Below are 11,973 nucleotides of genomic sequence, written 5' to 3' on the forward strand. Positions count from 1 at the left end.
TTAAAAAAAAGTTATAGTTGTATGCAGCGGAAAGGTCTCCTGTATTGACTTAGACAGTACACACATCGAAGCCGCTTCCACAACAAACTGCTAAGCTAACCAGTAAACGATACCAAAAAAAGCTGGCCCCTGTAAAAACAGGGGCCGCAACCAAAACTAACTGCTTATGAGAAAATATTTTTGAGTGATATTTTTCTGAGCGTAAAATTACTTCAGCGTTTTTACTATCTGTGTTAAAGTAATATTATAATAAGCACATCACTTTTGTCTCTCCCGCGTTCAAATCCAGAATTTTTTTGTGGCCCGGCGACGGAATTATTATTGAACATCGTTGCGTCGCACTCTTGTGCGTTCAGTTCCGCTACGCAGCTTTTCCCGCAGGTTAGAAAATGTAATTGCCGCCTCCGGCCTGTTATCTTAGCGCTTCGAATGCATACCTGGCGGTAGCCCAAAACGCATCCAATGCAATTATCCGTGGTTTAAAAAACGTGATAATTTCCGGCCAGTCTGCCTGGTTAAAAATATTTACCCCTTCTGCCTGCTTGTAAATGGTGCTGATTATTTTTCCATGTTCATCATGTGTATGCAACAGCCATGTCCACTCTTCGTCCAGGGCGTTGTGCAACAGGTGTTTTAACTGTTCAAACTGCTCAAAGTACAAGGCCTGCAAACCGGTATCTTTATGGGTAAGCGTGATGGCGATAGAAGCTTTCTTATTATCAGCATTCATCCTGAAGTAAATATCTTTTTCACTGGTTTTGTAATTCATCCAGTTTACCCGTTCCCCATCAGCCGAAAGTATAGGCGCCATATACTGCCCGAACGCCGTCCAGAATTCCTGCTTTAACTGCGTAGCCTGCTGCCTTGAATACATGAGGCAAAAATAAGGGAGAACCTGGGGGCGACAAGATGATAATACCGGTATATATGTGGGTTATTATTTGGCATACAGACCACTCCACATAAAAAGCAGCGTGCTGCACCATCGGGTGAGGGATTGAAGCGGATACCCCGGTGAGGCCTTTGCAGCAGGGCCCTGTGCCGGAGTATGAGCGGAAAGCCCGGCCCCTTGCGCAGCTTGGGGACACCCCCAAAAGCAAGTACGAAAAGTGAAGTACAAAGTACTTGCGATATGTTTGATGTGGGATGTACGATGTGTATGTCTGAAATACCATTTTCTGCCGATCTTCACCGGGTAAACATGATTAAAGATGGCTAATCTGAAAGTTATCATTACCGGCGCTACGGGCATGGTGGGTGAAGGTGTACTGTTTGAATGCCTCGAAAACAAAAATGTTGGCGAAGTACTAATGATTAACCGCAGGCATTATGAACGGCAGCATACAAAACTGAAAGAGCTGATTGTTCCGGATTTTTTTGACATAGAAAAGTTTTCAGAACATGTTACCGGCTACGATGCCTGCTTTTTCTGCGCCGGCATAAGCTCAGTAGGCATGAAGGAAGACAAATACACCCGCATTACCTACGATACCACCATGGCATTTGCAAAAGCGTTGCTGGCCGCAAACAACAATATGGTGTTTACGTATGTATCAGGCAGCCATACAGACAGCACGGAAAAAGGCAGGGTAATGTGGGCAAGGGTAAAAGGGAAAACTGAAAACCAACTGGCCAAACTGCCATTTAAAGCGGAGTACAATTTCAGGCCGGGTATAATGCTGCCTTTCGCGGGCCAGCAAAATTGGAAAAGTGTCTACAAATTTATCGCAAAGGTTATTCGTGTTTTTGCACCGGGCAGTGTGCTAACCATGCAAGAGGTAGGGCGGGCCATGATTAACGCGGTTATTAGAGGCTATCCTAAACAAATACTGGAAATAACTGACATAAAACAACTGGCCAAAGCTTCTGGTGATAATTGAATGGCCTATGCGCTAATGCTGTAATATCTTATCTATCCAATCATTGGTTATGCTGGCAAGCTCTGAAATAACATCCCGTTTACCCGCTTTGAAAGAATGGTCGGCTCCGTCAATTTTTTCCAGTTGAGCAGCGGGCAAGGCGGCGCAAACTTCTTCTATCAACTCCCATGTTGCCAGTGTATCCTTGGTGCCTTGCAAAAACAGCATGGGCACTAAAATTTCTTTTAAGTGTTCAGCCCTTTCCACGGAAGGTTTACCGGCCGGGTGCAGCGGAAAACCATAAAAAATAATGCCTTTTACAGCAGCCGGTGGATGAGCCGCCAGCAACTGCGAACTCATTCTGCCACCGAATGATTTACCTGATACAAACAGCGGCAGCGCCGGCGAAGTTTTTTTAGCATGGGCAGTGACCGCCTGAATGGTTTGGTGTGCAACAGCAGGGGTATCTGGCCTTCCCTTTTTGTTTTCCATAAACGGAAAGTTAAACCGCACCGTAGCAATACCCGCATTGGCTAAGGCACCGGCAAGGGTTACTAAAAAAGCATGGTTCATACCGGCACCGGCGCCATGGGCCAGCGTTAAAAGGCATTTGGCTTTCTCCGGAAGAATGTATTCTGCCGTAACTGACCCTATAGTGGTGGCGACTTTAACAGACGCTGTTTTTTTCTTCATGGCCAACCTGTTTATACTTTTATGGAACTCAAATATAACGCAGCGGTAGAATGTTGCTGAAAGAGCAGAGCAATAAAAGGATTATGACCATCTCGTCGCAACACCTGCGGCCGGTAACAAAAGGTTAAACAGGTTGCGGAAACCCCGCCGTGTGGGCCCTTTTGTTAATAGGCACAAAAGCGCTTTTAATTATGTACCAAAACACCGGCAACAGAAAAGATGGAGCCAGCAATGCAGATAGGCCTGCCTGCATGTGCATAACATTGATGAATGTTTGATAGAGTTTTTTGTCTTTAGAAGTCACCTCAATGGCGTACCGCAAAAACCAGGAGATAACCGGCATAGCCGGTGGCCTGCTGCCTTTAGTTTGCGCATAGCTGAGATCTATGGCTGTGGTTAAAAACCAGGGCAGGTTTAAATGCCTGGATGCCTGGTACTGGAACTTTTTAGAAAGTCCAATGATGCTGTTTCCTGGCTTTGATGATTGCTTATTTAAAGATTGCTGTAAAGCTTTGGCGTAAAAAGCAGCCAGCGTAATGCCCTGGCCGAAGATGGGATTGAATACGCAATTGGCATCACCGGTTACAATAAGCCCTTCCGGAAAACGGGGGAGTTTTTCATAATATCTTCTGTAAACTTTAGGTATTTTATATACTTTGGTTTTGCCAAGCGGTACTTTGTCTTTTATGTAATTATAAATGTCAGGTTTCGGCAATGACCGGGCAAAAGCCAAAAAACCAGCATCGTCAACAGGTGCATGGTCACCAAAGTAGCCATTCATTGTAACCATGCACTGATTGCCCTGAATATGGGCCATCAGCCCCAGCCTCCATGCATGGGGCATTTTTGGAAAAAGCACCAGGGCTTTCCAGCCATCATCAAAATTCTCCTGCTGGCTGTATAAACGGCTGGCATAGCCAAGGTTTATTTCAAGCGCTGCTTCTTTTGGCGCCGTATAACCCATTTGTGTAAGCCACAAAGGTGTTTCAGAACCTCTGCCACAGGCATCCACCGTTAAGGCAGCCTCTATATTTTCTGTTTGATTATTGCTGCCGCATAACATAGTTACACCTGTAACAACACTTTTATCTTTATTGGTAAGCAGCCCTTTAACCATGCAATTTTCCCTGATGGTAACATTGTGACAATCCAGCATCAACCGGTTTCTTATGTGCCACTCCAGGTAGGGCCTCAAAGACAACAGGCATTTTACATTACTGGTATGGCGGGACCTCCATGAACCCTGGAAAAGCCAACATATATCCCGGGCAAAATCTACCAACTCTACACCAGGCTCTTCCATTTGCTGCACGATGCCGGGGAAAAAATTTTCCAAAAGGTTAAGCCCGGAACTTAATATAGCATGCAGGTGGTTACCCTGGGGTATGGTTTTGCGCAGCAGAGGCCCCTGGGGTAAATTATCTTTTTCAAGAATAGTAACCTTTTCAAAATAACCGGCCAACACACGGGCGGAAAGCAACCCGGCAACGCTTCCACCAATAACAACAGCGTGCAAGCCTATATGCTTTATCATAGAATGATTGTTAGAAGGGGGGTATAATTGTACCAGGCGCCTGTTAAAAGCAACGGGATAGTAAATTCAAAAACAAACATTTATATAAAGCCGATGCAATAACGCTTACATTTTTTACACAAACGTATCATAGCCGGATGATAAAACAACCCCATTTCCGCAGCAGTTGCCTACACAGGTTTTTGGCATGGTTTAAACCAGGATACGCAGGATAAATTTAACTAAAACCAATACAACGTAAACGGGGAATTTTTACGTACAGTTTAGATATGGTTTGAGATAACCGGCGTGCATGTTAATATTTTCTTACCTGCCTGACGGGCATTGTTTTTTTCGGGTTTAAAGTCCCAATGTTACTGCACAGCACACCAGAAATTTGTGTGATTTTTTTATACAAACATGCCGCCAGAGGCTTCAATTCTCTGGCCATTAATCCACCTTGCGTCTTCGGTACATAAAAAGGCAACAATGCCGCCAATATCTTCCGGCAAACCAGCCCTGCCAAGCGCAGTTACAGATGAAACAAAGTTGTTAATGGCTGGATTGTCCCTAACACCGCCACCATTAAAATCTGTTTCAATGGCGCCGGGTGCTACCACATTTGCAGCAATACCCCTGGGGCCTAACTCCCTGGCCAAATACCTGGTGAATGTTTCAACCGCACCTTTCATGGATGCATAAGCCGAAGCGCCTGCCAGTGAAAAACGTGCCAGTCCACTGGAGATATTAATAATGCGGCCACCATTGTTAACCAGCCCCAGCGACCCCTGCGTTAAAAAATAAACCCCTTTAAAATGCACGTTCACCAACTCATCAAATTGCTCTTCGGTAGTTTCGGCAATGGATGCGTGTAAGCCAGTACCTGCATTATTGACCAAGAAATCAAAATGGCTGGCATTAAACTTATCGTTTAATACTGTAACCAATTTCTCAAAAAATTCGGGAAAAGATTTTGTGTTGCCGGCATTTAACTGCAGTGCCGCCGCCTTTTGACCGCCAGCTTCAATTTCCGCTACTACTTTTTTAGCTTCAACCTCGTTGGAATGATAGGTGATAATTACATCTATGCCTTTTTTGGCAATGTTTAATGCCATGTTCTTACCCAACCCGCGGCTGCCCCCTGTAACCAGGGCTATTTTGTTTTTAGTACCCATCTTGCTATTGTTTTTATTGCTTTTGATGGCACAAAGTTGGCATCAAAACCAGTGGTGTTGTTTGTAAAAAGCAAAGCAAGATTTGCAAATTTCAAAGAATGGGCATGCAGCGCTTACACCCTGAAGTTGTTGGGGGAATAGTTGGTTTGCCTTTTAAAGAAGTTTGAAAAATGCGCCACTTCTTCAAAGCCCAGGGAGTAAGCTATTTCGGATATATTCCAGTCAGTTTGTTTTAAAAGAAATTTGGCTTCCTGTATAATCCGGTTACTGATAAGGTAGGTAGTTGTTTTGCCTGTGTTTTCCTTTAACACTGAGTTAAGGTGATTGATGTGTACTGATAACCTGTCTGCAAAATCTTTGGCAGACCGCAGCTCTATTTGTTGTTGCGGCGTTTCTATGGGAAATTGCCTCTCCAGCAACTCAAGAAACAGGGAAGCCACCCTTTCAGATGCTGTATGACCGGAATGCAGCGCAGTAGCAGGTTGCAGCTTTTGCCCGTAATGGATTAGCTCAAGTACATAATTGCGCAACAGGTCGTATTTAAACGCATAGCCTGAGTTTATTTCCCGATGCATTTTTTTAAATACAGCTTCAATTTCGGCCTCATCTTCTGGCGGTAGCTGGAAAACAGGATATCCGCTGGCCTTAAAAATAGGCAGCTCGTCCAATACAACGCCGCTTTTTGTTTTCACCAGGAAGTCGGACGTAAATACACAAAAGTGGCCGGATTGGCTGGCATCCAGGGGCTGCCAGTGATAGGGTATTTTAGGCGTAGCAAACAGCAACGCGTTCTTTTCAATATTGATTATTTTATCCGCGTATTCAGCCCTGTTCCTGCCTTTAACAAGGCTTATTTTATAATAGGCCCGCCGGTTGTAAGGCATTATCTTTTTCTCCTTCATTCTTTCAAACAAAGCGGCTATATCAAACACATTAAAATGCCCGATTTCTTTGTTAACGCCTTCCGGTAGGGTAGCGTCAATTTCTTTGTAAAACTGCTCGAGGGATGTTAGCTTCAATTGAGTTGATGTTTGCAAATTTCAAAGGTAGCAGAAAACACCTGCATATTCAACACCTGCTACTACCCTGCCACCTTACAAATTGGAATTGGGGATGATTATTGCGGGCATTGTTTTTATCTATTAAAATTGTCCGTTGTCTATTTTACCGGTATTTCCCTACCGTACGCAGTAGGTTTGTGCATCATTCTTTTTGCACCGTTAAAACCTGGCATAATGCTAAAAATCATCCTTCTGTTTATTGCCTCACTGGCTGCCTATGGCGCTTATGCGCAAAACCCTGTTGGAAAATGGAAAAAGATATCACATGTTTCTTCGTATAACGGTCAGAGTTTCGACTCTCACCTGGCGCTTTTGCAACAGCGGCCATGTGCAGCCAATATTGTATGGGAAATTAATGCGGATAATACTTTCCGCCTTAATGCCGCCAACAGTGGTTGCGACCAGCGCTACAAAGAAATACAGGAAAAACTGTGGAGCAAGACAAAGTGGAAAATGGAGGGCAACCTGTTCACCACATCGGCCACCAATTTTGCAGTGGGCCAAACCTATACAATCGTTTTTTCCGGCAACAAACTGGTGCTCACAGGTACTGAAGGCCAAGGTGTTATTACCTACCAGCGTATCCCCTAAACTTTTACCAATGCACTCTTAAGGTTACTGAATGATATGCGTAGTGCATATTGGGGGGTGCCCCCAAGCTGCGCAAGGGGTCGGGCTGAACTGCGTTCGCAACCTTCGTCAAAGCAACATTTAGTTGCTTCTCCTCGATTGTGCTCATACTCCGGCACAGAAGCCTACACACAAAACCTTCACCGGGGTAACCGCTTCAATCCCTCACCCAAAGTGCAACCTGCGGTATGGTGGCAGGCCGGCATTTGCGCAGATGGTAAAAATGCCATAGCCTTCCGTCCTGCTTAAAGAAATTCCGCAGCACGTTAATATTAGCTACTTTTAATGTCACGTTATCGCTTGCAACCGTCTTCAAGGCCCTTTATTATTCATTATTAAATTACCAAACAATGAAGCAGTCCAGCTTTACAGGCACGCTTTTTTGCGTAGTCCTGGTTATTGTATTTACCTCTTGCGGCGGCAGTAACGAAAAAACAGCAACTACAGACACCACTGCCAAAACCACCGCGCCGGAAGCGCCCAAAAACACCATCAGCACCACCCCTGAAAACCTGATGGTTGTAACACACAAGGTGGCAAATTTTGCAAAGTGGAAAGCATCTTACGAAGAGCATGATTCCATGCGGCTGGCCAATGGCATTCACAGCTATGTAATAGGCCGTGGTTTCCAGGATACCAATATGATAATGGTGGCAGTTAAGGTAGATGACGTTGCCAAAGCAAAAGCATTCGCCAAAGATGCCAGCCTCAGGAAAGCCATGCAAAAAGGAGGTGTAACAGGCACCCCTTCCATAGCATTTATTGTAACTACCTGGCAGGATACTGCTTCCATTTCAACCGACTTACGCTCAAGAACTTCTTTTACTGTAAAGGATTGGGACGCGTGGCTGAAAGCTTTTGAAGAAGGCAGGCAGGAACGGATAGACAACGGTATTACCGACCGGGTTATAAGCCATGATGCGGACGATAACAAAAAAGTTTCGCTGGTTACGGCAGTAACAGATACAGCCAAAGCCTTTGCCTACTACAAATCTGACGCGTTGAAACAAAGAAGGATTGCCGGAGGTGTAACCAGCGAGCCTGAACGGTTTCTTTTCAGGATTGTGCAACGCTATTAGTTAAACACTCAGCCGCTAAAAAAAGATGAGGGTTTTGGCCTCATCTTTTTTATGTGGCTACCTGTAATCATCAGCTTTATACTTTGTCACTAATGGCACTTCTGAATGTCTGTTTCGCCCCCTGTGTTACAGGTATTTGCTTACTAGCTTTACAACTTTCTGCTTTCTTAACATTGCAATACTTAATAAAATGGCAAGCGTTAGCACTTATCTCAACTTTTCGCGTAACACTGAGGAAGCTTTTAACTTTTACAAATCAGTTTTCGGTGGCGAATTTTTCGGCAATGGCTTCATGCGGTTTGGCGATGTGCCAGCTTCACCGGGCAACCCGCCCATGCCGGAAGAAGATAAAAACCTGGTAATGCATGTAGAGCTGCGCATTCTTGGCGTGCATAGCCTGATGGGTACAGATGCGCCTGAGTCAATGGGTTTTAAGCTAACCTTTGGCAACAACAGCTACATTAACCTTCAGCCGGATACGAGGAAGGAAACAAAAGAACTGTTTGCTAAACTTTCCGAAGGCGGCACAGTTACTACGCAACTGCAGGATATGTTTTGGGGCGATTATTTTGGCACCCTTACAGACAAATACGGCGTACAGTGGATGTTTAATTGTGGCGAAAAGCAATAACGGAGCCTGGCTATTAAATAGGGTTGCATGCAAATTGTTGCCCCGTTTAACCCGGCTCTATCTGCTCCTAACATAATAATACAATATGACTACAAGAGAAATAGCCAACCGGCTGGTAAACATGTGCCGCAATGGCCAGGTGGAAGAAGCCAAGGAAGCATTGTTTTCATCAGACATTATAAGTATTGAACCGGTGGAAGGCTTGCTGCCAAAGGAAACAAAAGGCATGGATGCCATCCGCAAGAAGGCGGAGCTTTTCATTAGTATGGTGGAGAATTTTTATGGGGACACGATATCTGACCCACTGGTGGCCGGCGATTACTTCTCCCTAACCTGGGATACAGATATTCAAATGAAAAACGAAGCCCGTAAAACCGTGAGCGAATTATGTGTATATAAAACAAGCGGCGGTAAAATTGTTTCCGAACAGTTTTTCTATTAGCAAAGCATATAGCAAACCAGCCTTTTTATTTAACTGTCGTGCATCATTATGTACTCCTGTGGCGTGTCTCCATGCAGATACCACTGTTGCGTGTCTTCACGCAACAGTACTGCAAGGGCTTAAAAGCTGCCCAATGAAACGAACGATGAAGTGATTGCGACGCAACGAAGCTCCCCCATGAAAAACCGAACGCTGGTATCTAAACTTTGCTGAATGCCCATTTATTCCTGGGTTAAAAGTTTTTTTACCGCTTCATCTTCATCACCAAGCATGTCAAAAACAGATGCACCTTCCACATTAGGAATATGTTTATCAGCGCCGGCTTCAAGCAGGCTTTTAATGCAGGCATAGTAGCTTTGCGGGTTGCCGGTGCAGGCATTCTTTAACCCGTGAACGGCCCAGAAAATTGGCGTTGCCTTAAAATCTATACATAGCTTGTTAATATCAGGCTTTTCCTGCAGCAGCCGTTCCACAAGCTTATCCCTTCCGCACCAGGCAGCCCAGTGCAAAGCAGTTCCACCATGGCATCCCCTATGGTTAATATCGGCGCCGTGCTCTATGTAAAGAAAAGCCACCTTGTCAGCATGCAGACTTGCCGCGGCAACGAGAGGCGAGTCTTTTTTCTCAGTTAGTTCTCCCCCATTTACATCTGCGCCGTGCTGCAAAAATATTGTTGCCATGGCAACAGCTTCTTCATCAGTATATGTGTTGGCAAAAACCCCATCGCAAATACGGTGCAGCGGGTGGGCCTTTGTTGTATTCACTTCATCATAAGCAATGCCTTCATTAGCCAGGCTGGCATTACTGGCCAGTGCCTGCTCAATGCCCTGGTAGTCTTTGTTATTAATAAGGTTCCGTATGTCCATCAGTTATATTTTTTCGTGTGTACAATACAGCTTCAAAAAAGGTTATACGGTACAAAAGATACCTGTTTCTGCCAATATACTTTTACTTTTTTGTATCTATACAACAGCCATAGCCAGGCGATTTACATTTAGGGCTTCCTTCAAAAATACCTGGCTTTCTTTTCAAAAAAACAATATTTTGCCGGCCTAATCTCACTAAAATGTATTCAACCACAAAAACCTGCTTAGCAGCTTTCCTGTTTTTTACATGTATTGCATTAACCAATGGCCTGCATGCACAAAAACAAATCTTTATTAACCAATTAAAAGAAGTTTCCAAAAGAATAAATATTGAAACAGCCGCCATTAAAATAAATAATAAAGATGCGTCTTACGCGGATTTACTGCAGATACCCGACAGCGCCTTGTTAAAAGCCGAAGTATATCCTAAAAAAGAGGCCGCAAAGCTATGGGGCAAAGAAGAAGGCAAAAACGGTGTGATCCTCATCAAGCTGCGCAAAGGCATTATGTTCCAGGCAGACAGTACCAGAAAACGTGGCAATTATCTTTACAATGATAATGGCGATTCTATTTATTGCGCCCACCTGACACCTGCCACCCTGGGCGGCGATACCACACATAAAAACTGGAACCAGTTTCTTGCAAAAAAACTTGGCGCCAGCGTTCCCGTTGAAAACGAGTGCCCACCCGGCATTTACAATGTAGACTTTAGCTTTACCATAAACAAAGACGGCGCCATTACCACGGTAAAAATTTTTGAAGACCCCGGCTATGGCTGCGGCGGCGAAGTACGGCGGCTAATGAAACAATCTCCTGTTTGGACAGTAGGCATGTGTGAAGAGGAACCCATTAATTACGTTCAAAGGCAGCGAATTATTTTTTTTGTTACAGAACGTTAATCAGCAGCGGGCAATACCAGCCACTCCTCTTGTCAATTTTTCAGCCAGGCAATAATACGCAGCGGGCCACCGGAGCCATTTTTAATTTTCATGGGCAAAGCCACAACGTAAGCACCCCTTGCAGCAAGCTTATCCAGGTTGGCCACATTTTCAAATGCCGGGATATTTTTTCCTAACAACAACTGGTGTGTTTTAAAGTCTTTCGACTGGCCATAATCAATACTCGGCGTATCAATACCCACCGCTTTAATTTTACGTTTGGCTGCAAGCCATTCTGCCGTTGCCGGGCCAATACCCGGAAAGTGCAGCAACGCAATACCTTCAGACCCTTTTTTATCCGTTCCAAAATATTTCTTTCTGTCTGTATAAAACTGCCCATAGCCCGTACGGAACAACACAATCGTTCCATCCTGCAGTGCGCCGTGCTCTTTTTCCCAGTCTTCCACATCTTTAACGGATATTAAATAATCTTCGTTCTTCAATGCTTTTGCTGATACATCAATTACTACCGCTGCCCCGGTAAGGCTTTCCAGTGGCACCTGTTCCGCGGTTTGTTTTCCTTCTGCAAAATGCACCGGCGCATCAAGGTGGGTACCACCATGTTCCGGCGCACAAAAACTGTTTGACGAATAAAAGAACCCGCCTTCCGTAATGCCATTGGCCTCTATATCCAGCCTAAAGCCTTCAGGGTTATTAGGCCAATAGGGTGTTGAGTCAGAAAAGGCATAACTAAGGTCAACCCAGCGCCCCTCTGCAAGCAATGCGGCGGCATTTTTATCATCCTGCTTAACGGCGCTGTCGCAACTCATCAGCAACAAAAGCAGGGCAAAAACGGTAACAGGTTTCATCGTAGTGGTTTTGCAAGAAAGTTACGAAGAGATGCAGGATGTTTTCCCGTGTTTGGGTGTTTTAAAATCACCGCTGCTGCGCAGCAGGATAAGAAGAATTTCCAGGGGGTGCCCCCAAGCTATCGCAAGGGGTCGGGCTTTCCGCTCATACTCCGGCACAGAAGCCCTGCTGCGATGGCTTCACCGGGGTATCCGCTTCAATCCCTCACCCGAGAGCCGGTTGCCGGTTACCGGTTACAGGATGCCGGTCTGTTGATGGGTAAAATGCAGGCATTGG

The 11,973-nt window shown here is 45.0% G+C and carries 13 protein-coding genes; 6 read left to right on the plus strand and 7 right to left on the minus strand.

What is annotated here, in order from left to right:
• Positions 1-412 precede the first annotated feature (412 nt).
• The gene (locus F0364_RS26885; RefSeq protein ID WP_153800913.1) at positions 413-874 is read right to left on the minus strand and encodes a DUF4268 domain-containing protein; all 462 of its coding nucleotides are present in this window, start codon (positions 872-874) and stop codon (positions 413-415) included.
• A 337-nt stretch (positions 875-1,211) separates the two neighbouring features.
• Between F0364_RS26885 and F0364_RS26890 the strand changes: the two genes are divergently transcribed.
• The gene (locus F0364_RS26890) at positions 1,212-1,880 is read left to right on the plus strand and encodes an NAD-dependent epimerase/dehydratase family protein (protein ID WP_153800914.1); all 669 of its coding nucleotides are present in this window, start codon (positions 1,212-1,214) and stop codon (positions 1,878-1,880) included.
• Positions 1,881-1,892: 12 nt separating this feature from the next.
• Here the strand turns inward: F0364_RS26890 and F0364_RS26895 are convergent, their stop codons facing one another.
• The 4 genes from F0364_RS26895 to F0364_RS26910 all read right to left on the minus strand — a co-directional run bounded on the left by F0364_RS26895 (position 1,893) and on the right by F0364_RS26910 (position 6,259).
• A complete protein-coding gene (locus tag F0364_RS26895) occupies positions 1,893-2,552 on the minus strand; it encodes an alpha/beta hydrolase family protein (RefSeq protein ID WP_153800915.1) in 660 nt (219 codons plus the stop codon).
• 124 nt (positions 2,553-2,676) lie between these two features.
• Positions 2,677-4,086: an NAD(P)/FAD-dependent oxidoreductase gene (locus F0364_RS26900; RefSeq protein ID WP_153800916.1), complete on the minus strand. Its 1,410-nt coding sequence runs from the start codon at positions 4,084-4,086 to the stop codon at positions 2,677-2,679.
• A gap of 389 nt (positions 4,087-4,475) precedes the next feature.
• Positions 4,476-5,240 carry an SDR family oxidoreductase gene (locus F0364_RS26905; protein WP_153800917.1) on the minus strand — a complete coding sequence of 255 codons (765 nt, stop codon included), beginning with the start codon at positions 5,238-5,240 and terminating at the stop codon, positions 4,476-4,478.
• Between the two features lie 113 nt (positions 5,241-5,353).
• Complete coding sequence (locus tag F0364_RS26910) at positions 5,354-6,259, minus strand: helix-turn-helix domain-containing protein (protein WP_235921315.1); 906 nt, start codon at positions 6,257-6,259, stop codon at positions 5,354-5,356.
• A gap of 216 nt (positions 6,260-6,475) precedes the next feature.
• Here F0364_RS26910 and F0364_RS26915 point away from each other — a divergent pair, with 216 nt between their 5' ends.
• The 4 genes from F0364_RS26915 (at position 6,476) to F0364_RS26930 (ending at position 9,083) form a co-directional block, all read left to right on the plus strand.
• Entirely contained in the window at positions 6,476-6,892 is a 417-nt protein-coding gene (locus F0364_RS26915; RefSeq protein WP_153800918.1) for a hypothetical protein, read from the plus strand.
• A 389-nt stretch (positions 6,893-7,281) separates the two neighbouring features.
• Positions 7,282-8,010, plus strand: a complete 729-nt coding sequence (locus F0364_RS26920) for a hypothetical protein (protein WP_153800919.1) — start codon at positions 7,282-7,284, stop codon at positions 8,008-8,010.
• 190 nt (positions 8,011-8,200) lie between these two features.
• The gene (locus tag F0364_RS26925) at positions 8,201-8,641 is read left to right on the plus strand and encodes a VOC family protein (RefSeq protein WP_153800920.1); all 441 of its coding nucleotides are present in this window, start codon (positions 8,201-8,203) and stop codon (positions 8,639-8,641) included.
• Between the two features lie 85 nt (positions 8,642-8,726).
• Positions 8,727-9,083 carry a SnoaL-like domain-containing protein gene (locus F0364_RS26930; protein ID WP_153800921.1) on the plus strand — a complete coding sequence of 119 codons (357 nt, stop codon included), beginning with the start codon at positions 8,727-8,729 and terminating at the stop codon, positions 9,081-9,083.
• A 221-nt stretch (positions 9,084-9,304) separates the two neighbouring features.
• Here F0364_RS26930 and F0364_RS26935 read toward each other — a convergent pair whose 3' ends face one another.
• Entirely contained in the window at positions 9,305-9,949 is a 645-nt protein-coding gene (locus tag F0364_RS26935) for an ankyrin repeat domain-containing protein (protein ID WP_153800922.1), read from the minus strand.
• Positions 9,950-10,149: 200 nt separating this feature from the next.
• Between F0364_RS26935 and F0364_RS26940 the strand changes: the two genes are divergently transcribed.
• The gene (locus F0364_RS26940; RefSeq protein ID WP_153800923.1) at positions 10,150-10,848 is read left to right on the plus strand and encodes a hypothetical protein; all 699 of its coding nucleotides are present in this window, start codon (positions 10,150-10,152) and stop codon (positions 10,846-10,848) included.
• 32 nt (positions 10,849-10,880) lie between these two features.
• On the opposite strand, the gene F0364_RS26945 is transcribed toward F0364_RS26940, so the two are convergent.
• Positions 10,881-11,696 carry a cyclase family protein gene (locus F0364_RS26945; protein ID WP_153800924.1) on the minus strand — a complete coding sequence of 272 codons (816 nt, stop codon included), beginning with the start codon at positions 11,694-11,696 and terminating at the stop codon, positions 10,881-10,883.
• Positions 11,697-11,973: the final 277 nt, after the last annotated feature.

It is taken from the genome of Foetidibacter luteolus (assembly GCF_009650435.1).
Lineage (GTDB): Bacteria > Bacteroidota > Bacteroidia > Chitinophagales > Chitinophagaceae > Foetidibacter > Foetidibacter luteolus.